This is a genomic window from Micromonospora sp. NPDC048842 (genome assembly GCF_040649935.1).
Classification (GTDB): Bacteria; Actinomycetota; Actinomycetes; order Mycobacteriales; family Micromonosporaceae; genus Micromonospora; species Micromonospora hortensis.
This window is the reverse complement of the sequence record NZ_JBEZGK010000002.1, coordinates 313,060-339,052: the sequence shown is the minus strand read 5'-3', so window position 1 is coordinate 339,052 and position 25,993 is coordinate 313,060. Positions and strand designations below refer to the sequence as shown.

Annotated in this window: 25 protein-coding genes; 11 read left to right on the top strand and 14 right to left on the bottom strand. The window is 71.5% G+C overall.

Annotated features, from left to right (window positions below):
* Nucleotides 1–32 precede the first annotated feature (32 nt).
* The 6 genes from AB0C19_RS04090 to AB0C19_RS04065 all read right to left on the bottom strand — a co-directional run bounded on the left by AB0C19_RS04090 (nucleotide 33) and on the right by AB0C19_RS04065 (nucleotide 5,550).
* Nucleotides 33–455 carry a DUF350 domain-containing protein gene (locus AB0C19_RS04090; RefSeq protein WP_357179022.1) on the bottom strand — a complete coding sequence of 141 codons (423 nt, stop codon included), beginning with the start codon at nucleotides 453–455 and terminating at the stop codon, nucleotides 33–35.
* Between the two features lie 33 nt (nucleotides 456–488).
* Nucleotides 489–914, bottom strand: coding sequence for a DUF4247 domain-containing protein (locus AB0C19_RS04085; protein WP_357179019.1), 426 nt, complete (start codon nucleotides 912–914; stop codon nucleotides 489–491).
* Complete coding sequence (locus AB0C19_RS04080) at nucleotides 911–1,423, bottom strand: DUF2617 family protein (RefSeq protein WP_357179016.1); 513 nt, start codon at nucleotides 1,421–1,423, stop codon at nucleotides 911–913. The genes AB0C19_RS04085 and AB0C19_RS04080 overlap by 4 nt, the downstream gene beginning before the upstream one ends.
* 1 nt (nucleotide 1,424) lies before the next feature.
* Nucleotides 1,425–2,051 (bottom strand): DUF4178 domain-containing protein, encoded by a 627-nt coding sequence (locus tag AB0C19_RS04075; RefSeq protein ID WP_357179013.1) that lies wholly within the window; start codon nucleotides 2,049–2,051, stop codon nucleotides 1,425–1,427.
* Between the two features lie 177 nt (nucleotides 2,052–2,228).
* Nucleotides 2,229–4,820 carry an ATP-dependent chaperone ClpB gene (gene clpB, locus AB0C19_RS04070; RefSeq protein ID WP_357179010.1) on the bottom strand — a complete coding sequence of 864 codons (2,592 nt, stop codon included), beginning with the start codon at nucleotides 4,818–4,820 and terminating at the stop codon, nucleotides 2,229–2,231.
* 85 nt (nucleotides 4,821–4,905) lie between these two features.
* A complete protein-coding gene (locus AB0C19_RS04065; protein ID WP_357179007.1) occupies nucleotides 4,906–5,550 on the bottom strand; it encodes a helix-turn-helix domain-containing protein in 645 nt (214 codons plus the stop codon).
* An 85-nt stretch (nucleotides 5,551–5,635) separates the two neighbouring features.
* On the opposite strand from AB0C19_RS04065, the gene AB0C19_RS04060 reads away from it, so the two are divergent.
* The 3 genes from AB0C19_RS04060 (at nucleotide 5,636) to AB0C19_RS04050 (ending at nucleotide 8,610) form a co-directional block, all read left to right on the top strand.
* Nucleotides 5,636–6,772 carry an epoxide hydrolase gene (locus AB0C19_RS04060; RefSeq protein ID WP_357179003.1) on the top strand — a complete coding sequence of 379 codons (1,137 nt, stop codon included), beginning with the start codon at nucleotides 5,636–5,638 and terminating at the stop codon, nucleotides 6,770–6,772.
* Nucleotides 6,773–6,889: 117 nt separating this feature from the next.
* Entirely contained in the window at nucleotides 6,890–7,390 is a 501-nt protein-coding gene (locus tag AB0C19_RS04055) for a TrkA C-terminal domain-containing protein (protein ID WP_030332098.1), read from the top strand.
* Between the two features lie 5 nt (nucleotides 7,391–7,395).
* Nucleotides 7,396–8,610 (top strand): cation:proton antiporter, encoded by a 1,215-nt coding sequence (locus tag AB0C19_RS04050; protein WP_238685255.1) that lies wholly within the window; start codon nucleotides 7,396–7,398, stop codon nucleotides 8,608–8,610.
* On the opposite strand, the gene AB0C19_RS04045 is transcribed toward AB0C19_RS04050, so the two are convergent.
* Nucleotides 8,599–9,057, bottom strand: coding sequence for a GNAT family N-acetyltransferase (locus tag AB0C19_RS04045; protein ID WP_357178998.1), 459 nt, complete (start codon nucleotides 9,055–9,057; stop codon nucleotides 8,599–8,601). The genes AB0C19_RS04050 and AB0C19_RS04045 overlap by 12 nt on opposite strands.
* Before the next feature lie 173 nt (nucleotides 9,058–9,230).
* Here AB0C19_RS04045 and AB0C19_RS04040 point away from each other — a divergent pair, with 173 nt between their 5' ends.
* Nucleotides 9,231–9,662 (top strand): hypothetical protein, encoded by a 432-nt coding sequence (locus tag AB0C19_RS04040; RefSeq protein WP_357178995.1) that lies wholly within the window; start codon nucleotides 9,231–9,233, stop codon nucleotides 9,660–9,662.
* 278 nt (nucleotides 9,663–9,940) lie between these two features.
* On the opposite strand, the gene AB0C19_RS04035 is transcribed toward AB0C19_RS04040, so the two are convergent.
* From AB0C19_RS04035 to dnaK, 5 genes are all read right to left on the bottom strand, one after another.
* On the bottom strand, nucleotides 9,941–10,135 hold the full coding sequence (locus AB0C19_RS04035) for a hypothetical protein (RefSeq protein ID WP_357178992.1): 195 nt from the start codon (nucleotides 10,133–10,135) through the stop codon (nucleotides 9,941–9,943).
* Nucleotides 10,136–10,271: 136 nt separating this feature from the next.
* Entirely contained in the window at nucleotides 10,272–10,712 is a 441-nt protein-coding gene (locus AB0C19_RS04030) for a helix-turn-helix transcriptional regulator (RefSeq protein WP_030332087.1), read from the bottom strand.
* Between the two features lie 30 nt (nucleotides 10,713–10,742).
* Nucleotides 10,743–11,924 carry a molecular chaperone DnaJ gene (gene dnaJ / locus AB0C19_RS04025; protein ID WP_357178989.1) on the bottom strand — a complete coding sequence of 394 codons (1,182 nt, stop codon included), beginning with the start codon at nucleotides 11,922–11,924 and terminating at the stop codon, nucleotides 10,743–10,745.
* An 85-nt stretch (nucleotides 11,925–12,009) separates the two neighbouring features.
* Nucleotides 12,010–12,765, bottom strand: coding sequence for a nucleotide exchange factor GrpE (gene grpE / locus AB0C19_RS04020; protein WP_357178986.1), 756 nt, complete (start codon nucleotides 12,763–12,765; stop codon nucleotides 12,010–12,012).
* A gap of 48 nt (nucleotides 12,766–12,813) precedes the next feature.
* On the bottom strand, nucleotides 12,814–14,682 hold the full coding sequence (dnaK, locus tag AB0C19_RS04015) for a molecular chaperone DnaK (protein ID WP_112586096.1): 1,869 nt from the start codon (nucleotides 14,680–14,682) through the stop codon (nucleotides 12,814–12,816).
* Nucleotides 14,683–14,902: 220 nt separating this feature from the next.
* Here dnaK and AB0C19_RS04010 point away from each other — a divergent pair, with 220 nt between their 5' ends.
* Genes AB0C19_RS04010 through AB0C19_RS04000 form a run of 3 tightly spaced genes read left to right on the top strand, consistent with a single transcriptional unit; the run spans nucleotide 14,903 to nucleotide 19,686 of the window.
* On the top strand, nucleotides 14,903–16,723 hold the full coding sequence (locus AB0C19_RS04010; protein WP_357178982.1) for an ABC transporter: 1,821 nt from the start codon (nucleotides 14,903–14,905) through the stop codon (nucleotides 16,721–16,723).
* Entirely contained in the window at nucleotides 16,720–18,405 is a 1,686-nt protein-coding gene (locus AB0C19_RS04005) for a GTPase (protein ID WP_357178979.1), read from the top strand. The genes AB0C19_RS04010 and AB0C19_RS04005 overlap by 4 nt, the downstream gene beginning before the upstream one ends.
* Nucleotides 18,406–18,462: 57 nt before the next feature.
* Nucleotides 18,463–19,686, top strand: a complete 1,224-nt coding sequence (locus AB0C19_RS04000; RefSeq protein ID WP_357178976.1) for a hypothetical protein — start codon at nucleotides 18,463–18,465, stop codon at nucleotides 19,684–19,686.
* Nucleotides 19,687–19,783: 97 nt separating this feature from the next.
* Here AB0C19_RS04000 and AB0C19_RS03995 read toward each other — a convergent pair whose 3' ends face one another.
* The gene (locus AB0C19_RS03995) at nucleotides 19,784–20,407 is read right to left on the bottom strand and encodes a phosphatase PAP2 family protein (protein WP_357178974.1); all 624 of its coding nucleotides are present in this window, start codon (nucleotides 20,405–20,407) and stop codon (nucleotides 19,784–19,786) included.
* Between the two features lie 58 nt (nucleotides 20,408–20,465).
* Nucleotides 20,466–21,350 (bottom strand): hypothetical protein, encoded by an 885-nt coding sequence (locus tag AB0C19_RS03990; protein ID WP_357178971.1) that lies wholly within the window; start codon nucleotides 21,348–21,350, stop codon nucleotides 20,466–20,468.
* Nucleotides 21,351–21,875: 525 nt separating this feature from the next.
* Between AB0C19_RS03990 and pdhA the strand changes: the two genes are divergently transcribed.
* The 4 genes from pdhA to AB0C19_RS03970 all read left to right on the top strand — a co-directional run bounded on the left by pdhA (nucleotide 21,876) and on the right by AB0C19_RS03970 (nucleotide 25,895).
* Nucleotides 21,876–23,051, top strand: a complete 1,176-nt coding sequence (gene pdhA, locus AB0C19_RS03985) for a pyruvate dehydrogenase (acetyl-transferring) E1 component subunit alpha (protein ID WP_357178968.1) — start codon at nucleotides 21,876–21,878, stop codon at nucleotides 23,049–23,051.
* Nucleotides 23,051–24,040, top strand: coding sequence for an alpha-ketoacid dehydrogenase subunit beta (locus AB0C19_RS03980; protein ID WP_357178965.1), 990 nt, complete (start codon nucleotides 23,051–23,053; stop codon nucleotides 24,038–24,040). The genes pdhA and AB0C19_RS03980 overlap by 1 nt, the downstream gene beginning before the upstream one ends.
* Before the next feature lie 5 nt (nucleotides 24,041–24,045).
* Nucleotides 24,046–25,539, top strand: coding sequence for a dihydrolipoamide acetyltransferase family protein (locus tag AB0C19_RS03975; RefSeq protein WP_357179494.1), 1,494 nt, complete (start codon nucleotides 24,046–24,048; stop codon nucleotides 25,537–25,539).
* A 218-nt stretch (nucleotides 25,540–25,757) separates the two neighbouring features.
* Nucleotides 25,758–25,895: a hypothetical protein gene (locus AB0C19_RS03970; RefSeq protein ID WP_165435866.1), complete on the top strand. Its 138-nt coding sequence runs from the start codon at nucleotides 25,758–25,760 to the stop codon at nucleotides 25,893–25,895.
* Nucleotides 25,896–25,993: the final 98 nt, after the last annotated feature.

Below are 25,993 nucleotides of genomic sequence, written 5' to 3'. Positions count from 1 at the left end.
ACCGGCATCGCCCGGTCGCGGTCCCCCGGTCATCAGAGGATCGCGGCGGCGATGATCGCGCCGGTGGCCAGGTGCACCACTGCCGACACCCACACGGCGGGGTGCGGCTCCGGGTCGACCAGCAGCTCGCCGAGCCGGCCCGGGGTCACCGCGTCGAGCAGCAGGAACGCCGCGGCCATGATGACCAGGCCGACGATCCCGTACGCCGCCGCACCGACCAGCCCCAGGGCGAAGTCGTCGTCGCTGGCGACGATCGCCGCGACCACTATGGTGCCGACGCCGAGCAGGTTGGACGCGAGCAGCAGCGCCGCGTTGCGGTTGCGCTCGGTCCAGATCAGTTCATGGAGCTTGCCGGGAGTGGTCAGGTCGACCAGCCCGTAGCCGACGCCCATGAGGACGACGCCGACCGCGCCGAAGGCGAGGGTGGCCAGCAGATCGGTGACGAGGTTGTGCACGGGGGGCTCCAGATGAAGGGGTCGGGCGTCGGGCTACTTGCCGGCGCCGGGGCCGCCGCCCCGCACGCTGCTGCCGCGTCCCCAGCCCCAGTACGACCCGACGGTCGAGTGGTAACGGGGGTGAGCGGTGTCCATGTCTTCGAGCAGGATCACCGAGCCGGCGGCATTCGGCAGGATCACCACCGAGTCGTCGTCGTAGCGCAGGTAGACGCCGCTGCCGTCGGCGTACCGGTCGGACGGCTTCCACGCGTCGGTCAGTTCCTTGGCGACAGTGGTCGGTGACTTGGACGAGGTGTACGCGGTCGCTTCCCGGCCGATGTCCCGGCTGGCCGCTCGCGAGTACCTGTCCTGCACGTAGGCGCGCGGCGAGAAGGTGCCGTTGACGAGCGCGAAGGCCGCCACCAGCACGCCGACCACTGCCGTCGCCGCGCCCACCACGAACCAGCGTCGGTACGTCATCGCAGTGCCACCACCGTCTCGGTCAGGACCAGCTCGTTGGTCTGCGGGTACGCGTGCCAGGTACGCCAGCCGACCGACAGGTGCGGCAGGTCGGTGCGCACGGCCAGCGCGGTGACCGCGTCCGGGTCACCGGGAAAGACTCCGACCAGGGCGTACGGGTCGTCGGCCAGGTCGGCGCGGAGCCCGGCGATCCGGGTGTGCAACTCACCGTCGGCGGGGCGCAGCACGCTGGCGGTGAAGCGGTAGCCGCCCGCCTCGTCGTGCAGGGCGTCGGGCAGGTGCGGCGGCCGACCAGGCAGGCAGGCGACCGTCTCGGTGAGTTCGGCCGCACCGCCGGGTTCGGCCAGCACCACCTGGTGGGACGCGCCCAGCAGGCGCAGCCGTAGCCGGACGTCCCCGGGCAGCGTGAGGTCGCGGACGTGCAGCGCTGGCCGCTCCGGGCCGCCGAGTGCCAGGCTCAGGTCGGCGGCACAGGTGTCGACGTATGGGGTGTGGAGGCTCACCAACACGTCAGCTGGCCTCCGGCCCGGCCTGCGGATACACCATCACGTCGGCGCGGTGCAACTGCTCGCCCCGGGCGACCTCCCAGCCGGCCTGGCCGTACGCCTCGAAGGAAAGCCGTTCGCCGCCCTGGGCCCGGTAGTCGTGGTATCGAAGGGTGCCACTGGGGTCGAGGCCGGTGCTGCCGGTGGCAGTGAAGCGGGCCTGACCGGACTCTTCCAGGGCGTAGCGGCGGCCGGCGAAGTCGAGCGTGGACGCACCCGGGGTGATCGTGGCGGCCGGCTCGGCGGTCCAGAGCACCAGCTCCAGGTCAGGGTCCTCCTCCACGGAGAGCCAGCGCTTGTCGCCCTCGACGGTGTCCAGCAGGTGCTCGGCCCAGCTCCAGCCGCCCTCGTTCAGATGCACCGAGCCTCGGACCGCGTACGACACCCGGCGGATCTCGACGATGTCGCCGGGCTTGAGCGTGCGCGGGTCACCGCGGAGCGCGTCGCTGTCGGTGTCCCGGAACGGGTCCGCGGGTGCCGCCGGCCGGGCGGCCTTGCGGCCCTTGCGCACCGCCACCACCGCCACCACGACCCCGGCGATTCCGATCAGACACCCCAGCGTCGTCACCAGGTACGCCATAGGACCGTTCATGCCGACCACCTCCCCAAGTGCGTCGGCGGGAACGGTAACAACCCCGCGCACCTGGAGAAACACTTCATTGTCTGGTGATGCGGCAGCTACGGAGCGTCCCGGTGGGGTGCCGTCGGGGCGGAGAAACGGGTCGGGCCGACCCCGCCTGCGAGGCGGGATCGGCCCGGGCGCGGCGGATCAGGCGGCGGTGACGGAGAGGGTGTTGGTTTCGGTGGCGCGGTCCACCTTCACCGTTTCGCCGTCGCGGATCTGGCCGGACAGGAGGGCCTTCGCCAGTTGGTCTCCGATTGCGGTCTGGACCAGGCGACGGAGCGGTCGCGCACCGTAGATCGGGTCGTAGCCGTGCTCGGCCAGCCAGTCCCGGGCGGCATCGGTGATCTCCAGACCCAGCCGGCGATCGGCCAACCGCCGCCGCATCCGGTTCAACTGGATGTCGACGATGGAGCGCAGGTCGTCCCCACGCAGCGAGGCGAAGACCACCATGTCGTCCAGCCGGTTGAGGAACTCCGGCTTGAAGTGCGACCGGACCACGGCCAGCACGCCCTCCCGGCGCTGCTCGTCGGCGAGCGTCAGGTCGCTGATCACCGACGACCCGAGGTTGGACGTGAGGATCAGGATCGCGTTACGGAAGTCCACGGTGCGACCCTGGCCGTCGGTGAGCCGGCCGTCGTCGAGCACCTGGAGCAGCACGTCGAAGACGTCCGGGTGGGCCTTCTCCACCTCGTCCAGCAGCACCACCGAGTACGGCCGTCGGCGCACCGCCTCGGTGAGCTGACCACCCTCGTTGTAACCGACGTAGCCGGGCGGGGCACCGACCAGGCGGGCGACCGAGTGCTTCTCGCCGTACTCGCTCATGTCGATGCGGACCATGGCCCGCTCGTCGTCGAAGAGGAACTCGGCGAGGGCCTTGGCCAGCTCGGTCTTGCCGACGCCGGTGGGGCCGAGGAAGAGGAAGCTGCCGGTCGGGCGATCCGGGTCGGCGATACCGGCCCGGGCGCGGCGTACCGCATCGGAGACCGCGCCGACCGCCTCGGTCTGGCCGACCACCCGGCCGCCCAGCGACTCCTCCATCCGCAGCAGCTTGGCCGTCTCACCTTCGAGCAGGCGGCCGGCGGGGATGCCGGTCCAGGAGGCCACCACCGCGGCGATGTCGTCCGCGCCGACTTCCTCCTTGAGCATCGCGCCGTCGGCCTGGAGCTGGGCCAGTTCCTCGGCGGCCTGCTTCAGCTCGACCTTCAGGGCGGGGATCCGGCCGTAGCGCAGCTCGGCGGCGCGTTCCAGTTCGCCGTCCCGCTCGGCCCGCTCGGCCTCACCGCCGAGGCGTTCCAGCTCCTCCTTGGCGGTGGAGAGCTTGGTGATGTGGCTCTTCTCCGTCTGCCAACGCTCGGAGAGCACCGTGAGCTGCTCGCGCTTGTCGGCCAACTCCTTGCGGAGCCGCTCCAACCGCTCGGCCGAGGCGGCGTCCGGCTCCTTGGCCAGGGCCATCTCCTCGATCTCCAGCCGGCGGACCGCCCGCTCGATCTCGTCCACCTCGACCGGCCGCGAGTCGATCTCCATCCGGAGCCGGGACGCGGACTCGTCGACCAGGTCGATCGCCTTGTCGGGCAGGAACCGGTCGGTGATGTAACGGTCGGACAGCGTCGCGGCGGCCACCAGCGCGGCGTCGGTGATCCGTACGCCGTGGTGCACCTCGTAGCGCTCCTTGAGCCCGCGCAGGATGCCGATGGTGTCCTCGATGGTCGGCTCACCGACAAGCACCGGCTGGAAACGACGCTCCAGTGCCGGGTCCTTCTCGATGTGCTCGCGGTACTCGTCCAGCGTGGTGGCGCCCACCATCCGCAGCTCACCACGGGCCAGCATCGGCTTGAGCATGTTGCCGGCGTCCATCGAGCCCTCGCCCTTGCCGGCACCGACGACTGTGTGCAGCTCGTCGAGGAACGTGATGACCTGCCCGTTGGAGTTCTTGATCTCCTCCAGGACGGACTTCAGTCGCTCCTCGAACTGGCCCCGGTACTGCGCACCGGCGACCATCGCGCCGAGGTCCAGCGAGATCAGCTTCTTGTCGCGCAGCGACTCGGGCACGTCGCCGGCGACGATCCGCTGGGCCAGGCCCTCGACGATCGCGGTCTTGCCGACGCCGGGCTCGCCGATCAGCACCGGGTTGTTCTTGGTACGCCGGGAGAGCACCTGGATGACCCGACGGATCTCGGAGTCCCGGCCGATGACCGGGTCGATCTTGCCGTCCCGGGCGCTGGCGGTGAGGTCGACGCCGTACTTGGTCAGGGCCTGGTAGGTCTGCTCGGGGTCGGCGGTGGTGACTCGCCGGTCCCCACCGCGAACGGTCGGGAAGGCGGCGACCAGGGCCTCCTCGGTGGCACCGGCGGTCTTCAGCGCTCCGGACACCGCCCCGCCCACCCGGGCCAGGCCGGCGAGCAGGTGCTCGGTGGAGGTGTACTCGTCGCCCAGCGGCCTGGCGATCTGCTCGGCGGCACCGATGGCGTTGACGAACTCCCGAGCCAACGTCGGCTCGGCGATGCTGGAGCCGCGTGCGGCCGGCAGGTTGTCGACAGCGCGCTGGGCGGCCTGGCGCAGCTCGGTCGGGTCGGCCCCGACGGCGCGCAGCAAACCGGTGGCGGTCGAGCCGTCGGTGTCCAGGAGTGAGAGGAGCAGGTGCCAGGGCTCCACTGTGGCGTGACCGCGCTGGTTGGCCAGCGCGACAGCGCCCGTGATGGTTTCGCGGCTCTTGGTGGTGAGTCTTTCGGTGTTCATGGGCTCCCCCGGATCGGCGTTGTCCATTGGGTTGGACACAACCAGAGTTGAGCGTATTCCGCTCAACCTTAGCGCGTGACGCCCATCACTCCCGGCGCCGCCACCGCCAGTCGAACTCGCCGGCCGCCGGGGGCGGGCCGGGCAGCGGGTCCGCTTCCGGCACCGACGACAGACCGGCCAGCAGGACCGCGAGCTGCCGCCGGCGCAGTTGGCGGGTCCGCTCCGGATCGGGTACGCGGACCGCGGCGCACGCCTCCAACAGCAACCCCAGATCGTGTACGACAGCGTCGGGGCGCAGCCGCCCGCTGGCGTGGGCCCGGTCGACCAGAGCGGTGGCCAACTCGCCGGCGCGCATCGCGTCCCGGCCCATCTCCTCGGTCGGGGTGAAGGTGCCGGCCAGATGGACTGTGAGCGAGTGCACGTCGGCGTCGACCACCCGGGCCAGGAAGCCGGTGAAAGCGGCCCAGTCGTCCGGCTCGTCGAGGGCGGTCTCGGCCTCGGTGACGTACCGGCGCAGGCCGTCGTGGCAGAGCTGGCGCAGCAGGTCCTCCTTTCCCGCGTACCGCCGGTAGAGGGCGCTGATGCCGACGCCCGCGCGCTCCGCGACGGCGGCGATCGGGGCCTTCGGGTCGTCGAGGAAGACGGCGCGGGCGGCTTCGAGGATGACCTCGTCGTTGCGGGCGGCCTGGGCGCGGCGACCGCCCAGCGTCTTGCCGGAAGTCGTTGACATGCTCTCAGCCTAACAGTGGAACGGATCGTTCCGCTCTGCTATGGTAATTACAGAACGAAACATTCCGTTCCGAAGGAGTTCCGCCATGAGCGACACCGCGATCCGCCCGTTCCGCGTCGAGATCCCGCAGACCGCCCTCGACGACCTGGCCGCCCGGCTGGACCGCACCCTCTGGCCCGCCGACCTGCCCGGCGCCGGTGGTTCGTACGGGATGAGCAACGACCGGGTGCGCACCCTCGTCGACAGGTGGCGGGGCGAGTTCGACTGGCGAGCCGTCGAGGCCCGCCTGAACGCAAACCCGCAGTTCGTCACCGAGATCGACGGCGAGCAGATCCACTTCCTGCACGTCCGGTCGTCCCGGCCGGACGCCACGGCGCTGGTGCTCACCCACGGGTGGCCCGGCTCGGTACTGGAGTACCTCGACGTGATCGCCCCGCTCACCGAGCCGACCGACAGGGACGCGCCGGCCTTCCACGTGGTCGTTCCGTCGCTGCCCGGGTTCGGTTTCTCCGGCCCGACCCGCGCCGCCGGCTGGAACCGGTTCCGCATCGCCCGCGCCTGGGCCGAGTTGATGAACCGCCTGGGGTACGACAGCTACGGCGCGGTCGGCAACGACGCCGGCTCGATGGTCGCGCCGGAGCTGGGCCGGGTCGACCCGGGGCGGGTGCTCGGCGTACACGTCACCCAGCTCTTCTCGTTCCCCTCCGGCGACCCGGCCGAGTTCGCCGGGCTCTCCGAGGCGGACCAGGCGGCGCTCGGGCACCTCCAGTGGTTCTACGAGAACAAGTTCTCCTTCAACCAGGTGCACAGTCAGCAGCCGCAGACCCTGGCGTTCGCGCTGGCCGACTCGCCGGTGGGGCTGCTCGCCTGGAACGCCCAACTCTTCGACGAGAGCCTGGACGCCGACTTCATCCTGGCCAACGTGGCGCTCTACTGGTTCACCGGCACGGCCGCCTCGGCGATCCGGCTCTACTGGGAGGACGCGCACGCCGGCGAACCGCCGACCGAGCCGACCACCGCTCCGACCGCGCTGGCCATGTTCCCCGGCGACTTCCAGTCCATCCGCCGCTTCGCCGAGCGGGACCACGCGAACATCGTCCGGTGGACGGCGTACGAGACCGACGTCGACGGCCGGGGCGACGTCGGCGGCCACTACGCCGCCCACCAGGCCACCGAGGTGCTGGTCGCCGACATCCGCGAGTTCTTCGCCAGCCTCCGCTGACCCCGACGTGCCCAGGTGCCCGCGCCCGCTCTGCCGGCGCGGGCACCGACCGCTTGATCCGAGGAGGGCTGTCCCTCCAAGATCTGCGTTCTGTTCACGAAGCGGTAGCCTTGGACTGTGCGAGTACGTGTCGAGCAGACCGCCTTACCCGGGATCGGGGTACGTCACGATCTGGTGACGGAGTCCGGACGCCGCCTGGGCGTCGTTTCTCACCGCAACGGCCGCCGTGATCTCGTTCTCTACGATCCCGACGACCCGGACGCCTGCCAGTCGGACATTCCGCTGACCGACGACGAGGCCGAGGCTCTTGCCGACATCCTCGGCGCGTCGCTGATGCTCGGCCAGCTCTCCGGGCTCCGGGAGCAGGCCGCCGGTCTGCTCACCGAGCAGATCGCCATCACTGCCGGCTCCCCGTACGTCAACCGGAAGCTCGGCGACACCAAGGCGCGTACCCGCACCAGCGCCTCCATCGTGGCTGTACTGCGTGAAGGCGAAGTGATCGTTTCGCCACTCCCCTCCTTCCGCTTCGCGGCCGGCGACGTGGTGGTCGTTGTCGGGACCCGTAGAGGTCTCGACGGCGTTTCCGCCATCCTCGCCGACAGTGACCCGGACGGCTGAGGCGGATGCACGATTTCACCACGCTGCTCATCGAAGTCGGTGCGCTGCTGCTGCTGCTTGGGCTTCTCAGCCGGCTCAGCCGGCGATTCGGCCTCTCTCCCATTCCCCTCTACCTGCTCGCCGGGCTCGCGTTCGGGCACGGCGGGCTGCTGCCGCTGGACGCCAGCGAGGAGTTCTTCGCAGTCGGCGCCGAGATCGGCGTCATCCTTCTGCTGGTGATGCTCGGCCTGGAGTACTCGGCAAACGAACTCGTCGGCAACCTGCGCTCGGCGGCACCGGCCGGGCTGATCGACGGCGTCCTCAACGCGCTACCCGGCGCGGGGTTCGCCCTGCTGCTCGGCTGGGACTGGGTCGCCGCCCTGGTGCTCGGCGGCATCACCTGGGTCTCGTCCTCCGGCGTGATCGCCAAGGTCCTCGCCGACCTGGGCCGGCTCGGTAACCGGGAAACACCGGTGATCCTCTCGGTGCTGGTCATCGAGGACCTGGCGATGGCCCTCTACCTGCCACTCGTCACTGCCGTACTGGCCGGCACCGGCCTGCTCGGCGGCGGGATCGCGCTCACCATCGCGGTGGGAACGGTGCTGATCGTGCTGGTGGTCGCCATCCGGTACGGCCACCTGATCTCGTCCGCCCTGTCGGTGAAGGACCCGGAGGCGCTGCTGCTCGGCGTACTCGGTCTGACGTTACTGATCGCGGGCCTCGCCGCTTCGCTCAAGGTGTCGGCGGCGGTCGGCGCGTTCCTGGTAGGCATCGCGCTCTCCGGCCCGGTGGCGCACCACGCCACCGAGTTGCTCTCGCCGCTGCGGGACCTGTTCGCCGCGGTGTTCTTCGTCTTCTTCGGCCTGACCACCGACCCGCAGGACATTCCGCCGGTGCTGCTGCCGGCACTCGCCCTGGCCGTGGTCACCATGGCGACGAAGACGCTCACCGGCTACCTGGCCGCCCGCCGGGTCGGCATCGCGGAACCCGGTCGATGGCGGACCGGCCTGGCACTCGTACCCCGAGGTGAGTTCTCGATCGTCATCGCCGGGCTCGCGGTGGCCGCCGGGAGCGTCGAGCCGCGGTTGGCCGCGCTGGCCGCTACGTACGTCCTGATCACAGTGGTGACCGGGCCGATCCTGGCCCGGCTGCCTGACTACCCGTGGTTCAAGCGGTGGCTGCGCAACCGCGCGGCGGCCCAACGGCGGGAGCCGATCCCGGTCGCCGACTCACTGCACTGAGCTCCACCTGAACGCCGCGGCGGCGTGGGTCGCGCCCTCGCGGAGGTAGAAACGGTGCGCCTCGGTGCGGGCAAGGCCGGACTCCAGGAAGACGTAGTCGGCACCCTGTTCGTTCGCCCACGCCCTGGCCACCGTGAGGAGGCTGGAGCCGACACCCCGGGAACGCCACTCGGGGTGCACGGCGAGGTCCTCGATCGAAGCCCTGCGGCCGAAGCGCACCGAGAGGATGTCCACGTAGACGCTGGCCACGCCGACCAACTGATCTTCGTCCGATCGTGCCGCGAAGAGTGCGACGTCCTCGTGGGCGAGCAATTGCCCGGTCCGCTCGACGGCGCGGTCGCGGTCCCAATCCCCGGGACGACTGCCGGGAGGGGCGAATAGCCACTCCAGCCCCGCGACGAACTCGGCCTCGGCGCCCCGCTGAAACCGTCGAACGTGGATAGTCATAGGAGCATCATCGGCTGCGCCGTCGATGCGATGGACCCGCCCGTGCCAACGGTTGCGGAATTGCTCCTCGCGGGTACTACCGCAGCACCCGACGGCGGGTTACCGTTTCGCCCCAGCAGCCCAGGGTCCGCAGGCAGCGTTGCCAAACGCGGGCGAGAGCGGAAGGTTGGCCGGTGAGCGTGCAGGAGTCGACGTTCCACGGCTTCGCCAACCCCGTCGATCCGACTCCGGCGGAGTTGCGAGCGTGGGCGTACCAGCCCGATTCGGTGCCGTTGGCCTCGATGCCACCCGACTGGGACCTGCTGGTCTCCGGTGACCGGCTGGTGTTGACACTCTTCGAGTTGGCGATGGATCCAACCTGCCCGGCCCGGCGTTTCGCGTTGCACTGCCTCTACATCTACGCGGCCGACGGCATCCGGACGAACTTCCGCGCCCACCCGAAGCGCCGCTTCCGCAAGCTCGTCGAACAGGCCGAGCGTGACGGCGACGAGCTGATGAAGGTCTGGGCGCACAACGGCCGGGTGCTGTTGGCCCGACCGGACCTCTTCGTCTACCGGGACTGGTGCGAGGGCGGCCTGGTCCGCGAGAACCGCCGCCTCGGCTGAGACGGCTCAGGCGGCTCCCTCGCCCGCGGCGGTGGGGTGCTGTTGCTGTGTGCGGCCCTTTGGAGCTGATGTCGTAAACGATTCACGCCCGCCCCGGTGGCGCGATGTCGTCAACGATTCAGCTCTAGAAAACCTGTGCGTCGGCCGGCCACCCAGCTCGGGTCGAGGGCGGCGTCCCAACGTCGGCCCGCACTTCCCGACAGCGAACGGGCCGCGACCCCGACACGGCGAACGGGCCGGGACCCCCCGTGGGTCCCGGCCCGCACGTCGGTCACCGGTCAGTCCTGCTTACGCTCCGTCTCGGGTCGGCCCCGTTCGCCGGCGTGGTCGCCGTCTTCGGCGAACCGGCCCGCGATGATCCGGTCCCGATAGGTCCCCTCGGTCACCTTGTCGAACTTCTTGCGGACGGTCTCGGCCAGGTTCTCCAACCGGTCCTCGGTCTGCTGGGCCACCTTCTTCGCCGATTCCGCCATCGCTCCCCCTTGCCATGCCGGTAGGTCCAGATTAAGCCGATTGGACCCTTATCGACAGGCTAACTGAAGTGGCCCGGACCGCGCCGGGAATCCAGCGTGGTCCGGGCCGAGAAGTCAGATCCGGGTGAGCGGCGGGTCAGCGATCGGGCGTCCGGCGTGGGCGCCACACCACCAGGGCGGTGGAGGTGCGGTTGGTCGGCACCAGATCCCGGCCCGGGAAGCGGGCCAACGACTCCAGCTCCGCCACCCGGCGGTATGCGGCGTCCAGCTCCGCCTCCAGCCGGGCCACCCGCTGCTGCGCCTGCTCCAACAGCCGTTCCAGCCCGATGATCCGCTTGACGCCGGCCAGGTTGATGCCGTCGTCCTGGCTGAGCCGCTGCACCTCGCGCAGCAACACCACGTCGCGGACGCTGTAGCGACGCCCGCCACCAGCGGCTCGGCCGGGCTGCACCAGCCCCAGTCGGTCGTACTGGCGCAGGGTCTGCGGGTGCATCCCCGCCATCCGTGCCGCTACCGAGATCATCAGCACCTTGGCCTCGTAGGCAGGGTCGCCCGAACCGAGGAACTCGCCCGACATCCCGCTCACCTCCGCGTCCATTCCACTGGACTAACTGACTCGACGCACCCGGGCGTCGAGATGTTCCCGGGCCGCCGGCGGGGTCTGCTCGGCGAACGACTCCAGCGCCGTGCGCGCCTCGTCCGACAATCGGGCCGGCACCACCACGTCCAGCGTGACCAGCAGGTCACCGGCCTGCCCGTCGCGGCGGACCACACCCTTGCCCCGGGCCCGCAGCACCCGCCCGCTCGGCGTTCCCGGCGGCACCCGCAGGGTCATCGCACCATCGAGCGTGGGCACCCGCAGGTCCGTGCCGAGCACGGCCTCCGCGAAGGTGACCGGCACGGTCAGCGTCAGGTCGTCACCGGTACGCCCGAACAGCTCGTCCGGGCGAACCTTGACGTGCACGAAGAGGTCGCCAGCCGGGCCACCGCGCTCGCCCGGCTCACCACGCCCGGCCAGCCGGATGCGTTGACCGTCGGCCACACCGGCCGGGAAGCGCACGTTCATGGTGCGGGTCTTGGTGACACCGCCGCTGCCGTGGCACTCCGGGCACTTCTCCTCGACCACCGTGCCGACGCCCTGGCAGTTGCGGCACGGCTCGGAGAAGCTGAACGACCCCTGGTTGCGGGTGGTCACGCCGGCGCCATGACAGACCGGGCAGGTACGCGGCTGGGTGCCGGGCTTGGCCCCGTTGCCGTGGCAGGTGTCGCAGACTCCCGGCGCGCGCAGCGTCAGGGGCAGCGTCACTCCGCGCACCGCGTCGCCGAAGTCCAGCGCCACCTCGGTCTCCACGTCCCGACCACGGGCCGGACCGCGTGGTGCGGCCTGCCCACCGGCCTGACCGCCACTGAAGATCGAGCTGAACAGGTCCTGGAAGCCGGCGCCGCCGAAGCGACGGTCGCCGCCTCCGCCGCCGCCGAACATGTCGGAGACGTCGAACGGCGTGCCGCCCGGCTGACCCCCACCCCTGGCGTTGCGCCGGAACGCGCCCGAGCCGAACAGCGAACGCATCTCGTCGTACTCGCGACGGCGGCCGCTGTCCGACAGCACGTTGTACGCCTCGGACGCGGCCTTGAACCGCTCCTCGGCCTTCGGGTCGCCCGGGTTGTGGTCCGGGTGCGACTCCCGGGCCACCTTGCGGTACGCCTTCTTGATGTCATCCGCGGAGGCGGCCTTGTCCACGCCGAGCACGGCGTAGAAGTCCTTCTCGATCCAGTCCTTCGAACTCACCGGTCCACCTCCTTCCGACCCTGGTGGCCCGGCCGTCCCGCCCACCGATGAGCGGTGGACGGGACGGCTCGGTCACTGTCTGGCACTATTCCGGATCCGCGACCGCTACCAGCGCGGGGCGCAGCAGCCGCTCACCGAGCTGGTAGCCGCGCCGCATGACCTGCACACAGGTCGGCTCGCTGACGTCGGCCGAGGTCTGGTGCGCGACCGCCTCGTGCCGGGTCGGATCGAACGGGTCGCCCTGCTCGCCGAAGGCGTTCAGGCCGAACTTGCCAAGCGCGGTGGTGAGCTGTTCCGCCACGGTGCCGAACGGCCCGACCAGGTCGCCGTGTTCCCGCGCCCGGTCCAGGTCGTCAAGGATCGGTAGCAGTGCTGCCAGCACCGAGCCGGTCGCCTGCTCCTGCACGAGGTTGCGGTCGCGGTCGATGCGCTTGCGGTAGTTGGCGTACTCCGCCGACACCCGCTGCAGGTCCCTGGTCCGCTCGTCGAGCTCGGCCCGGAGAGCCTCCAGCTCGGCGCCGAGCGAGGTGCCCGCGCCGCCGCCGTCCACCGGCTGCGCCGGGGCGTCCACCACCGGCGGACCGGACGGCTCCGGCCCGTCGGTGGCGTTGACCTCGACCTCGATCTCGTCGACCACGACCTCGGCGTCCTCGACCAGACCCTCGGCCGGCACACCGGTCTCCGCGTCGGCGGCGGTGCCCTCCGGCTCGGCGGTGTCGACGAGCTTGCGGTTGTTGCGGATGACGACCCGCTCCCCGTCGCCGGTCGGCTCCGTGGTCGCGGAGCCACCCGGCGTCGACCCGGTGTCGCCCGGGTCGGCGGCTCGTGGCTTCTGCGTCATGCGGCTACCTCATCCCCTTCGCGGTGGAAACGTGCCGGAGGTCGACGGTCACTTCTTGCCGTCCTCGTCCACGATTTCCGCGTCGACCACGTCGTCGGCGCCGCCGGCCTGCGCGCCGGTCGCACCGGTCGCGCCGGTTGCACCCGGGCCGGGCTCGCCACCCGGCTGCTGACCCTGCTCGGCCTGCTGCGAGTAGAGCAGCGAACCGGCCTGCTGGGAGACCTGCGCCAGCTTCTCGTGGGCCGACTTGATCTTCTCGATGTCCTGACCGCCGAGGGCGCCACGCAGCTCGCCGAGCGCCTCGTTGAGCTGCTCGCGGTTCTCACCGGGCAGCTTGTCGCCGCTCTCGGCGAGGAACTTCTCGGTCTGCCACTGGAGCGCCTCGGCCACGTTGCGGGTCTCGGCGTCGTCGCGGCGGCGCTTGTCCTCCTCCGCGTGCTCCTCGGCGTCCCGGCGCATCCGCTCGATGTCGTCCTTCGGCAGCGAGGAGCCGCCGGTGATCGTCATCTTCTGTTCCTTGCCGGTGCCCAGGTCCTTGGCGTGCACGTTGACGATGCCGTTGGCGTCGATGTCGAAGGCGACCTCGATCTGCGGCACGCCGCGCGGCGCCGGCGGGAGGCCGGTCAGCTCGAAGGTGCCGAGCTTCTTGTTGTACGCCGCGATCTCCCGCTCACCCTGGAAGACCTGGATCAGCACCGACGGCTGGTTGTCGTCAGCCGTGGTGAAGACCTCGGAACGCTTGGTCGGGATGGTGGTGTTGCGCTCGATCAGCTTGGTGAAGATGCCGCCCTTGGTCTCGATGCCCAGGCTCAGCGGGGTCACGTCGAGCAGCAGAACGTCCTTGACCTCACCCTTGAGCACACCGGCCTGGAGGGCGGCGCCGACGGCGACCACCTCGTCCGGGTTGACGCCCTTGTTGGGGTCGCGGCCGGTGAGCTGCTTGACCAGGTCCGTCACGGCGGGCATCCGGGTCGAACCGCCGACCAGGATGACGTGCTCGACGTCGGAGATCTTGATCCCGGCGTCCTTCACTGCCTGCTCGAACGGGCCCTTGCACCGGTCCAGCAGGTCCTGCGTCATCCGCTGGAACTCGGCGCGGCTGAGCGTCACGTCGAGGTGCAGCGGGCCGGCCGCGCCGGCGGTGATGTACGGCAGGTTGATGTTGGTGGTGGTGGCGGCCGAAAGCTCGATCTTGGCCTTCTCGGCGGCCTCACGGAGCCGCTGGAGGGCCATCTTGTCCTGAGCCAGGTCGATGCCGTGCTCACCGCGGAACGTCTTGACCAGGTGGTCGATGATCCGCTGGTCCCAGTCGTCGCCACCGAGCTGGTTGTCACCGCTTGTCGACTTGACCTCGACGACGCCCTCGGCCAGCTCCAGCAGCGACACGTCGAAGGTGCCGCCGCCGAGGTCGAAGACCAGGACGGTCTGCTCCTTGGAGCCCTTGTCCAGCCCGTACGCCAGGGCGGCGGCGGTCGGCTCGTTGACGATCCGCAGCACGTTGAAGCCGGCGATCTCACCGGCCTCCTTGGTGGCCTGGCGCTGGCTGTCGTTGAAGTAGGCCGGAACGGTGATCACCGCGTCGGTGATCTGCTCACCCAGGTACGCCTCGGCGTCCCGCTTGAGCTTCATCAGGGTCCGGGCCGAGATCTCCTGCGGGGTGTACTTCTTGCCGTCGATGTCGACGGACCAATTCGTGCCGACCTCGCGCTTGACCGACCTGATCGTCCGGTCCGGGTTGGTCACCGCTTGGCGCTTGGCGACCTCACCGACGAGCACCTCGCCGTTACGGGCGAACGCGACGATCGAAGGAGTCGTCCGCGACCCCTCAGCGTTGGCGATGACGGTGGGCTCACCGCCCTCGAGAACGCTGACGCAGGAGTTCGTCGTGCCGAGGTCGATACCGACCGCACGTGCCATCTTCGCTTCCTCGCTTCGTAAGGTTGTGCAGGTGACGGGCATCGCCCGTGGGCTGCTGGCGAGCACCGCCCGCAGCGGGCCCCACCACAAGTTGAGTGAACTGGACTCAATAGTGCCACGCGTTGGCCAATCGTCAAGTTGACTTGAGTCAACCCGACGCAACCCAGCCGTTATTACCGTCCGGTTGTCTTCCCTTGCATCGGTCGGGCACGCTTTAGCGGTGACGACGCACGGCGATCCCGCCACCCGTTCCGGTGCGCCCGCCGTCGCAGCCCGTACCGACCCGCCGGACGCCGCGGAGGAGCCGCCCGCCACCACCGGGGACGACAGCCTCCCCGGCGCACTGTCGGGCCTCCGGGAGGCGATCGGCGCGACCCGGTATCCCCTCGCGCTGCCCTCTGCCAACTCTGCCCGGCACAGTGCTACCGCGCTCACCGACCAACTCGACGACTATCTGCTGCCCCGGCTCGCCCGGCTGGACGCCCCACTGCTCGTGGTGGTCGGCGGCTCCACCGGCGCGGGTAAGTCGACCCTTGTCAACAGCCTGGTCAAGGCCCGGGTCAGCGCCGCCGGAGTGCTCCGGCCGACCACCCGCTCCCCGGTGCTGGTCTGCAACCCGTCCGACGCGGCCTGGTTTCGGCAGGGTGACCTCCTGCCCGGGCTGACGCGCACCACCGAGCCGAGCGACGATCCGCGCGCCCTGCACCTCGTCACCGCCCCGGCCCTGCCCGCCGGGCTGGCCTTCCTCGACGCGCCCGACATCGACTCGGTCGTCGACGCCAACCGGGCGCTCGCCACCCAACTGCTGGCCGCCGCCGATTTGTGGCTCTTCGTCACCACCGCCGCCCGGTACGCCGACGCGGTGCCCTGGGAGCTGCTGCGCAGTGCCCGGGCGCGCGGCGCGGTGATCGCCATGGTGCTGGACCGGGTGCCCGCCGAGGCCACCGACGAGATCGCCGCGCACCTGACCGAGATGCTCGCCGAGCAGGACCTCGGCCGGGCACCGCTGTTCGTGTTGCCCGAGACCTGGGTCGACGGTCAAGGGCTGCTGCCCGAGGGAGTCACCGCCCCACTGGCCGACTGGTTCGCCCGGTTGGCCGCCGACGTGGACGCGCGGGCGGCGGTGGTCCGCCAGACCCTCGACGGGGCGCTGGCCGCGCTCCACCCGGCAGTGGAGGATCTGGCCGACGCCGCCGACGAGCAGCTCGCCGCCGCCGACGGGCTGGACGAACGGGTCCGGGCCGCGTACCGGGGTGCCGAGCGCACGGTCGAGCAGGGGCTTCAGGACGGCCGGCTGCTCCGGGGTGAGGTGCTCGCCCGCTGGCAGGAGTTCGTCGGCACCGGCGAGCTGTTCCGCACGCTGGAGGCACGGATCGGCCGCCTCCGGGACCGGGTCGTGGCCGCCGTCACCGGTCGGCCGGCGCCCGCCGTCGAGCTGCGCAACGCCATCGAGTCCCAACTGGTGACGCTGCTGCGCGGGGTGGCCTCGGAGGCCGCCGAGTCCGCGTACACCGGGTGGAAGGCACACCCGGCCGGCGCCGGGCTGCTCGACCCGGCGCTCGCCCACCCGAGCGACGACCTGCCCGAGCGCGCCGAGCGCATGGTCCGGGACTGGCAGCGCGGTGTGCTGGAACTGGTCCGGGTCGAGGGCGGTGACAAGCGGTTCGTGGCCCGCACCGCCGCGTACGCGGTGAACGCCACCGGGCTGGCCGTGATGATCGCCGTCTTCGCCTCCACCGCGTTCATCCCGACCGGGCTGGAGCTGGCCACCGGGGCCGGCACCACTGTCGCCGCGCAGGCCGTCCTCCAGGCGATCTTCGGCGACCAGGCGGTGCGTACCCTCGCCGCCAAGGCCCGAGCCGACCTGCTGGACCGGGTGCGGACGCTGCTCGACGCGGAGGCCGACCGCTTCTTGAGCCGCACCGCCGACGCCCGCCCCGCCGAGGACGCCGGCGACGGGCTGCGCCGGGCCGCCGGCCGGGTCGAGCTGGCCCGGCACCGCAGCGGCCTGTCCGCCGCCGACGAGGAGGGTTCCCGGTGAGCAACATCGCCGGCCGGGTACGCGAGGTGTTCCGCGGGGACCAGCGGGTCGACGCCGACGCGCTGATCGCCCGCCTGGACGCGGTACGCCGGTTCCTGACCGCCGTGGACGGTCTGCTGCCGGACACCGACCTGGTGCCCGCGCACACACTGGTCGAACGGGCCGGCACCCGGCTGGCGCTGTCCCGGGACCACACAGTGGTCGCCCTGGCCGGTGCCACGGGCAGCGGCAAGTCCAGCCTCTTCAACGCGCTGGCCCAACTGGAGCTATCGCCGGTCGGTGTCCGCAGACCGACCACCGGCGTCACCCACGCCTGCGTGTGGGGGCCGCTGGAGGGTGCCAACCATCTGCTCGACTGGGTCGGCGTACTGCCTCGTCACCGCTTCGTCCGGGAGAGCGCCCTGGACGCGGACGACGAGACGGCCCTGCACGGGCTGATCCTGCTCGACCTGCCCGACTTCGACTCGGTGCAGCGATCTCACCGCCTCGAGGTGGACCGACTCCTGGGCCTGGTCGACCAGGTGGTCTGGGTGGTCGACCCGCAGAAGTACGCCGACCGGGTCATCCACGACAGCTACCTGCGCGAGTTCCACAGGCACCGCGAGGTCACTCTTGTCGTGCTCAACCAGGCCGACCGGCTGCCCCCGGCCGAGGTGCCCCGGGTCCTCGACGACCTGCGTCGGCTGCTCGACACGGACGGCTTGACCGGGGTGCCCCTGCTGGCCACCACCGCCATCGACCCGGCCGGGATGGTCGGGCTGCGCAACGCCCTGGAGCGCACCGTCGCCGAGCGGCAGGCCGCGTTGCGCCGGCTCGCGGGTGACGTCGACACTGTCGTCGCCGGCCTGGACGAGCTGGTCGGTTCGGCCCGGCCGGCGGACGAGCCGGACGACACCGCCGTCAACGGGTTGAACCGGGCGTTGGCCGGGGCGGCCGGGGTGCCAGCGGTGACCGAGGCCGTGGAACGGGCGTACCGACACCGGGCCGGCGCGGCCACCGGCTGGCCAGTGGTCCGGGGCTGGCGGCGGTTGCGCCCCGACCCGCTGCGTCGGCTGCACCTGCCCGGCCCTGCCGGCGACCATGCCGACCCGGCGGAGAGCCTGGTGGCGGCCACCTCGGTACCGGACCCGACTGCCGCCCAGCGCTCGGCGCTCGGCCTCGCCATCCGCGCGGTCGCCGACCGGGCCGCCGCCGACCTGCCCGCCGCCTGGCCCGGCGCGGTGACCTCCGCCGCCCGGTCCCGCCTCGGCGACCTGCCGGACGCCCTGGATCGCACGATCGCCGGCACCGACCTCGGCCTCGACCGCCGCCCGCTGTGGTGGCGGGTCGTCGGCGGTGTGCAGTGGTTGGTCACCCTCGCCGCAGTGGTCGGGCTGGGCTGGCTGGTGCTCGGCTACGCGCTGCGGGCGCTCGGCCTGCCCGCGCTGGACAACCCGATGGTCGGCCAGGTGCCGCTGCCGACAGTGCTGCTACTTGGCGGCCTGCTGGCCGGGCTGCTGGTGGCGGCGCTGACCCGCCCGGTGGTGCGCTGGGCCGCCCGGCGCGCCCGGGCCCGCGCCGACCAGCGGCTGACGGCGCGGGTCGCCCAGGTGGGCGACGAGTACGTGCTGACACCGGTACGGATCGTGCTGGGCTCGTACGCGCAGGCACGCGACGCGCTGCGGGACGCCGCACGCCGCTGACGCTCCGCACGGCTCGCTACCGCTCTGCGTACGCCTCGGGCGGCGTAGGGTCGGAGCATGGCCACGCCTCAGACCCCCTACGACGCGGTGCTGCACGCCGCACGCGACGTGACCAAGCTGGAGTCCGCCCTCGACGCCGAGATGCTCGGCAGCGCCCTGCTGGGCAGTGTCTACGCGATCGCGGAGACCGACCGCGACGCGGCCGTACGGGAGTTCGTCACCGGCTTCCTCGCCGCCACCGCCCGCCGCAGGGTAGCGGCGGCGACCACCATCCGGCAGGTCTTCGCCACCCTCGTCCCGACCGCCGAGGGCGCCGATCGGGTGCGCCCGGGCAGCCAGGCGCCCACCTGGACGGCCCAGCTCGGCCGGGTGCACCTCACCGGCACCTGGGCGTACGGCGACGTGTACGGCGACCAGACCTCCTACCTCGCGACCTTCGCCTACGACGACGAGTCCGGCGGCTCGGAGCACGCGCTGGTGGCCCTGGTGGACCACAACATCGGGATCACCAAGGACATCTTCGTGGGCGGGCCCGCCGAACGGATCCTGGACCAGGTCCGGCAGATGTGCGCCGACGACGAGCTGACCTGGTTCCGTACCGAAGATCCAGCCCGGTTCCGGGGCGAGGTGGCCCGCCATCTGGCGGTCACCGACGACCTGGGCGAGTTGCCCGGCGAGGGGTCACTCGCCACCGACCGAGCGTTGGTCGGGGCCCGGCTGGCGATGCTGCCCACCGCTGCCGTCCCGACGGGTCCGGCGGAGGTCGAGCCGCTCTCCGCGGCCGAGCGCACCGACCTGGTCCGGCAGTTCCTCGCCGCACCGGAAGCCGCCCGCTTTGGGCTGGACACCGTCGACGGCCCGGAGTTGGCCTCCCTGCACTTCTGCCTGAGCCTGCTGCTGGACCACTCGGCGAGCTTCCCGGACGCTGATCCGATGCGCTGGAGTCCCGCGGTGTCCGGGCTCTTCCTGCTCGACTGGGTGCACCGCCGGGCCGTCCTCGACATGGACGACGCGGCGATGCTCCCCCGGGTGCTGCGGGCCTGGGCGCGGTACGCGTCGCGCCAGCGCGGGCTGCCCGAGGCGGCGGCGACGCGCACCGACGAGGCGATCGAGGAGATGGTGCCGGAGTTCGCCCGCCTCTACTCGACAGGTGAGCGGCGTAGCGCTGCCACTGCCGCTGTGGCGCAGCTGATGGCCGACGGGGTGGACCCGGACGACCCGGCCGCGCTGGACGCGTGGATCGAGGCGAACCGCCACCGCCTCGCCGACGACGGCGCCTGACGGCGCCTGAGGGTGGGCGGCTCCACGCCGCCCACCCTGGGCCCGGCCGGCATCGCCAGCAGGGGGCCGAACGGCACGCCGCCCGCCTGGGCCCGGGCTAGCGCAGCGGGCCGAAGATCACCGCGGCGATCAGGGCGCCGAGCGCGCCTCCGGTCAGCACCTGCGCCACAGTGTGGTCTCTCAGCCGTACCCGGGACCAGCCGACCACCGCCAGCAGCGGTGCGGCGACGATCAGCCGGGTCCCGAAGGTCAGCGTCAGGATGACCAACGTGCCGGCCGCCACCGCCGAGTGGATCGACATCTTCCACCAGTGGCTGACCGACACGGCGACGACGAGGCCGACGAGGCCGGACACCGCCAGTGCCAGCACCGGGCGGGGCGCGCCGAGCACGGCCAGTAGGGCGAGCCCTGCCGCGACCGAGCCGAGGCCGACCAGCAGCGGCGCCCGGCGCTGCTCCCGGCGGCCCACGTGGTGGTCGGTGAGCCGGCCACGGCGTACCCCGCCGACGATGTAGGCGAACGGTATGCCGGTGACGAAGAGCGTGGCGAGCAGACCCCAGACGAGGCCCTGACCGGGGCGGCTGGCGCTGTGCCAGCTCACCGTGATGATCAGCAGCGACACGAGCACCGCCGGGGCGGTCACCTCGGTGACCAGCCGGGCGATCCGCAACCCCGGGCCGGGCCGGGTGGTGACCGGGCGGGGTTCCGCACCGCCGCCCACTCCACCCCCTCCGGTACGCGCCTACTGCCGCCGTCGCCGGACGGGCCGCGCCTGATCGTCACCGTACCGTCGGCGACACCGCCGGGTACGTCGGTCCGGCGAGCGGCGCCGGGCTGACGCTGGGCGTCGAGGCGCCGGCCGACGGCGACGGGATCGCCGGGCTGGGTCGGCGGGTCGGTACCGCAGGCGGCGTGGGTGTGGGGGCCGGGACGGACCGAGTGCTGGTCGGCACGGCGGTCGCTGACGCGTCGTCGGTCGGCGTGGGTGTCGGCCCCAGCGTCGGGTCCAGTGTGGGCGTCGGGTCCACAGTCAGGGTCGGGGTCGGATCGGGATCGGCCGAGCCGGTCGGGTCCGGGTCGGTGGGGTCCGGATCCGGCGAGTCGGTCGGGTCGGGATGCGGCGAGTCGGTGGGGTCCGGGTCGGTGGGGTCCGGGTCCGGCGGATCGGTCGGGTCGGTCGGCGGTGGCGAAGCGACGGGCGGGGGTACCGGCGGCGAGGTGCTTCGCGTGGGTCTCGGTGCCACCGGCGGTGCGGTCGTCCACCGGACGGGCCCGGGATCGCCGGCGGGCCCCTCCCGCGGACGCGACGGGGCGGCCGGCAGCCAGCCGCTGGTCGGGTCGACGCTGGGTGTGCCGAGCGGGGGAAGCGGTGGTTGGCTGGTCATCGGCATCGGGATCACCACCGGCCCGACGGACGGGGTCGGCATGAACGGGGTGCTGCTGTCCGGTAGGGCGGTGCTGCCCGGGGTGGCCGAGCCCGCGCTGATGGCCGCGAGGATGGGCATCGACGCCGTGCCGGCCAGCAGCGCGACGGTGAGCAGGTAACCCCGGGAGGGGCCACCGGCGCCGGGGGCCCGGTGGACACCGACCACCCGGCGGTAGCCGCCAGCCGACCGATGCCGACCAAGCGCTGGTGTGCCGGGACCGTCACCTGGCTCGTACACCGCACACCCCTAGTCGTCGGCCGTCGGATGACATGAATGGACGCCGCCGTGGGCCAAAAACCCGACAATTAACCCGATAGGCGCGATCCTGTGGGAATCAGCCTCGCGCAGTCACGGTGTGTCAGCCAACCTCCACCGCGTGTCGACACGCGGTGCTGCCCGAACGGTGACGAATCGTGCCGCAACGCATGGGAAACGCGGGCCGGCATGATGGCGACAAACGGCATCAAAGCATGGGCGGTCGGATTGCGGAGGCAGGCGTACTGTGGGCGCGCTCACCTGCTCTGCGAATATGGAGCACGACGGCAACGCAGCCGTGACCTCCGCGCACCCTCGCGGCAGGCGCGGTTGAGCGCCGGCGCTCCCGATCCGGGTTCGGCCAGAACCCGGATCACGCCGTGCGGCAACCCCCACCGGGGCTAGGCGCGGCCGCCAGGAACCGGTCCGGCAGCAGCCGGGCAGGCGCACGAGTTGCGCGGCCGGGTGACCCCCCGGTGCCGACGCAGACACGACAGGGAGAGACCGATGGCAAAGGGCGACCCCGGGGGCACCACCCGCAGCAGGCGGGCCGCACCCCGCTCCAAAAAGGGCGCGGCCGGCGACCCCGCGCTGGTGCAGCTCCTCACCCCCGAAGGCGAGCGGATCGACAGCGCCACCGGGCCGGACGGCACCGAGTACCGCGTCGACTTCACCGACGAGGAATACCGCGGTCTCTACCGCGACCTGGTGCTGGTCCGGAAGCTGGACGCCGAGGCGACCGCTCTCCAGCGTCAGGGCGAGCTGGGCCTGTGGGCCAGCCTGCTCGGCCAGGAAGCCGCGCAGGTCGGCTCCGGGCGGGCGCTGCGTACCCAGGACATGGCCTTCCCGACCTACCGGGAGCACGGCGTCCTCTACTGCCGGGGCATCGACCCGATCATGCCGCTCGGCCTGTTCCGCGGCGTCGACCAGGGCGGCTGGGACCCGAACGAGTTCAAGTTCAACATGTACACGATCGTCATCGGCGCGCAGACCCTGCACGCGACCGGCTACGCGATGGGTATCACCATCGACGGCAAGACCGGCACCGACGACGGCGAGGCGGCGATCGCCTACTTCGGCGACGGCGCCACCAGCCAGGGCGACGTGAACGAGGCGTTCGTCTGGGCCAGCGTGTTCAACGCCCCGCTGGTCTTCTTCTGCCAGAACAACCAGTACGCGATCTCCGAGCCGCTGGAGCGGCAGACCCGGGTCCCGCTCTACCAGCGGGCCGCCGGGTTCGGCTTCCCCGGCGTACGGGTGGACGGCAACGATGTGCTCGCCACGTACGCGGTCACCCGTACCGCGCTGGACAACGCCCGCCTGGGGCAGGGCCCGAGCCTGATCGAGGCGTACACCTACCGGATGGGCGCGCACACGACCTCCGACGACCCGACCCGCTACCGCATCGCCAGCGAGGTCGAGGCGTGGCAGGCCAAGGACCCGATCACCCGGGTCAAGGCCTTCCTGGAGAAGCAGCAGATCGCCGACGCGGGCTTCTTCGCCGAGGTTGACGAGCAGGCCCGCCGCGAGTCGGTGCACCTGCGCGAGCGGGTGCTCGAGATGCCGGACCCGGAGCCGGTGACGATGTTCGACAACGTCTACCCCAACGGGTCTCCGCTGCTCGACGAGCAGCGCGCGAAGTTCAGCCGCTACATGGAGTCGTTCGAGGGGAGCGCCCACTGATGGCCACGGAGACGCTCACCATCGGAAAGGCCCTCAACACCGGTCTGCGCCGCGCCCTGGAGAACGACCCCAAGGTCATCATCATGGGCGAGGACGTCGGCAAGCTCGGCGGCGTCTTCCGGATCACCGACGGTCTCCAGAAGGACTTCGGTGACCAGCGGGTGATCGACACCCCGTTGGCCGAATCCGGCATCATCGGTACCGCTGTCGGTCTGGCCATCCGCGGCTACCGGCCGGTCTGCGAGATCCAGTTCGACGGCTTCGTCTACCCCGCGTACGACCAGATCGTGTCGCAGGTGGCGAAGATGCACTACCGCTCGGGCGGCCGGCTCAGCATCCCCATGGTGATCCGGATTCCGTTCGGCGGCGGCATCGGCGCTGTCGAGCACCACTCCGAGTCGCCGGAGGCGTACTTCGCGCACACCGCCGGCCTGAAGGTGGTGACCTGCGCCAACCCGCAGGACGCGTACGTGATGATCCAGCAGGCCATCGCCTCGGACGACCCGATCGTCTTCCTGGAGCCCAAGCGGCGCTACTGGGAGAAGGGCCAGGTCGACCTGGACGCGCCGCTGTCCGACGCGTACCCCCTGCACTCGGCCCGGGTCGTGCGGCCCGGCACCGACGTCACGGTGCTGGCCTACGGCCCGATGGTGCGGACGTGCCTGGAGGCGGCGACCGCCGCCGCCGAGGACGGCCGGGAGCTGGAGGTCATCGACCTGCGCTCGCTCTCGCCGCTGGACCTGACCGCGGCGTACGAGTCGGTGAAGCGCACCGGCCGTGCGGTAGTGGTGCACGAGGCGCCCTCCAACATCGGCCTCGGCGCCGAGTTGGCCGCCCGGATCACCGAGGAGTGCTTCTACTCCCTGGAGTCGCCAGTGCTGCGGGTGACCGGCTTCGACACCCCCTACCCGGCCGCCCGGGTGGAGGAGGAGTACCTGCCCGACCTCGACCGGGTGCTCGACGCCGTCGACCGCACCTTCGGCTGGTGAGCGACATGTCCCGGATCAAGACGTTCAACCTGCCCGACCTGGGCGAGGGGCTGACCGAGGGCGAGATCCTGGCCTGGCTGGTCAAGGTCGGCGACACCATCGAGCTGAACCAGCCGATCGTCGAGGTGGAGACGGCGAAGGCGGCCGTGGAGATCCCGGCGAAGTGGGCTGGTCAGGTGCAGGCGATCCACCACCCGGAGGGCACCACTGTCGAGGTCGGTACGCCGATCATCGCGATCGACACCGATCCGGGTGCCGGGCCGCTGGACCCGCCGTCGACCACTGCGACGCCCAGCGGTGACCTGCCCACCCCGTCGGCGGCCTCGCTGGCGGCGGTGGAGGTGGCACCGGCCGAGGGCATGATCGAGCCCGGCCTGATCGGCGGTGCGGCCCCGGGCGGGCGCACGGCGGTGCTGGTCGGCTACGGCCCGCGTACCACCGCCGCGAAGCGCCGCCCCCGCAAGGGCGCGGTCCCGGCTCAGGCCGTGACGGCTCCCGCCACCCCCGCTGGGGTCGATCATGGAGTTGTGGTGGGTGACAAACCAGCCGTGACCTCCACGATTCCGGCACCACAAGTCCATGATCGACGCGGTGGGGCGAGCGGTGGGGCGAGCGGCGGGGTGCTGGCCAAGCCGCCGGTGCGCAAGCTCGCGAAGGATCTCGGTGTCGACCTCGGCACGTTGACCGGGTCGGGGCCGCTCGGCTCGATCACCCGGGAGGACGTGCAGCAGGCGGCGAGCGGCGCGAGTGTGGTGGTCGCCGAGCCGATCGCGGCGACGACAGCGCCCAGCTTCGGCGCGGACCGGGAGCAGCGCATCCCGGTCAAGGGCGTGCGCAAGCTGACCGCCGAGAACATGTCCCGCTCGGCGTTCACCGCCCCGCACGTGACGGAGTTCCTGACCGTCGACGTGACCCGGGCGATGAAGGCCCTGGACCGGCTGCGCGGCCGGCGGGAGTGGCGTGACGTACGGGTCTCGCCGCTGCTGCTGGTGGCGAAGGCGGTGCTGCTGGCGGTGCAACGGCACCCGATGGTCAACTCGACCTGGGCGGGCGACGAGATCGTGGTCAAGGAGTACGTCAACCTCGGCATCGCGGCGGCCACCGAACGCGGCCTGATCGTGCCCAACGTCAAGGACGCCGGCCGACTCTCGCTGCGGGAGTTGGCGGACGCGCTGACCGACCTGGTGCAGACGGCGAAGTCCGGCCGCACCTCGCCGGCGGCCATGTCCGGCGGCACCCTGACCATCACCAACGTCGGCGTGTTCGGGGTGGACACCGGCACACCGATCCTGCCGCCGGGTGAGTCCGCGATCCTGGCCTTCGGCGCGGTGCGGGAGATGCCCTGGGTGCACAAGGGCAAGGTCAAGGTTCGCCAGGTCACCACGCTGGGGCTGAGCTTCGACCACCGGATCATCGACGGTGAGCTGGGCTCGAAGTTCCTGCGGGACGTCGGCGACTTCCTCACGGACCCGGAGGCGGCGCTGCTCGCCTGGACCTGATCGGTTCGAACGCCAGCCACGGCCGGTGTGCCACGGGTTAACGCCCGGCACACCGGCCGTGTCCGTTGGGCGACGAAACCGTCGGCAAGGCGGCCTGTTGACCTTTGATTGTTAGGCAAGTGTCTCAGCTCACCTAATAATCGATGGAAGTTGGCCGGCTTCTGCTGTTGAATAGACGCATCAGGGGCTGACAACCGAATAGCTAGGGGGACCCACCAATGAGCATGATCGAGCGAATCCGCAACCACCGCGACGCGACCCGCCGCGCCCGTGCCATCGAGCACGCGCTGCGCTCGGCGAACTCGCCGGCGGTTCGCGAGGAAATCCTCGTCATCGCCCAGCGTCACATGAGCTGACGCTCCACGACATTCCTCACCTCCTCCAGATCGATGGCCCACCCGGCCCACCGGGTGGGCCATCGGCGTTTCCCAACCACCACCACCGGGATTCCGCC

What these genes read in the sequence shown, in the direction of transcription:
- AB0C19_RS03975 (WP_357179494.1), top strand. Translation starts at nt 24,046, where the DNA reads ATGTCCCGGATCAAGACGTTCAACCTGCCCGACCTGGGCGAGGGGCTG.
- AB0C19_RS04060 (WP_357179003.1), top strand. Translation starts at nt 5,636, where the DNA reads ATGAGCGACACCGCGATCCGCCCGTTCCGCGTCGAGATCCCGCAGACC.
- AB0C19_RS04075 (WP_357179013.1), bottom strand. Translation starts at nt 2,051, where the DNA reads ATGAACGGTCCTATGGCGTACCTGGTGACGACGCTGGGGTGTCTGATC.
- AB0C19_RS04035 (WP_357178992.1), bottom strand. Translation starts at nt 10,135, where the DNA reads ATGGCGGAATCGGCGAAGAAGGTGGCCCAGCAGACCGAGGACCGGTTG.
- clpB (WP_357179010.1), bottom strand. Translation starts at nt 4,820, where the DNA reads ATGAACACCGAAAGACTCACCACCAAGAGCCGCGAAACCATCACGGGC.
- AB0C19_RS04065 (WP_357179007.1), bottom strand. Translation starts at nt 5,550, where the DNA reads ATGTCAACGACTTCCGGCAAGACGCTGGGCGGTCGCCGCGCCCAGGCC.
- AB0C19_RS03970 (WP_165435866.1), top strand. Translation starts at nt 25,758, where the DNA reads ATGAGCATGATCGAGCGAATCCGCAACCACCGCGACGCGACCCGCCGC.
- dnaK (WP_112586096.1), bottom strand. Translation starts at nt 14,682, where the DNA reads ATGGCACGTGCGGTCGGTATCGACCTCGGCACGACGAACTCCTGCGTC.
- AB0C19_RS04045 (WP_357178998.1), bottom strand. Translation starts at nt 9,057, where the DNA reads ATGACTATCCACGTTCGACGGTTTCAGCGGGGCGCCGAGGCCGAGTTC.
- AB0C19_RS04050 (WP_238685255.1), top strand. Translation starts at nt 7,396, where the DNA reads ATGCACGATTTCACCACGCTGCTCATCGAAGTCGGTGCGCTGCTGCTG.
- AB0C19_RS03980 (WP_357178965.1), top strand. Translation starts at nt 23,051, where the DNA reads ATGGCCACGGAGACGCTCACCATCGGAAAGGCCCTCAACACCGGTCTG.
- pdhA (WP_357178968.1), top strand. Translation starts at nt 21,876, where the DNA reads ATGGCAAAGGGCGACCCCGGGGGCACCACCCGCAGCAGGCGGGCCGCA.
- AB0C19_RS04000 (WP_357178976.1), top strand. Translation starts at nt 18,463, where the DNA reads ATGGCCACGCCTCAGACCCCCTACGACGCGGTGCTGCACGCCGCACGC.
- AB0C19_RS04030 (WP_030332087.1), bottom strand. Translation starts at nt 10,712, where the DNA reads ATGTCGGGCGAGTTCCTCGGTTCGGGCGACCCTGCCTACGAGGCCAAG.
- grpE (WP_357178986.1), bottom strand. Translation starts at nt 12,765, where the DNA reads ATGACGCAGAAGCCACGAGCCGCCGACCCGGGCGACACCGGGTCGACG.
- AB0C19_RS04085 (WP_357179019.1), bottom strand. Translation starts at nt 914, where the DNA reads ATGACGTACCGACGCTGGTTCGTGGTGGGCGCGGCGACGGCAGTGGTC.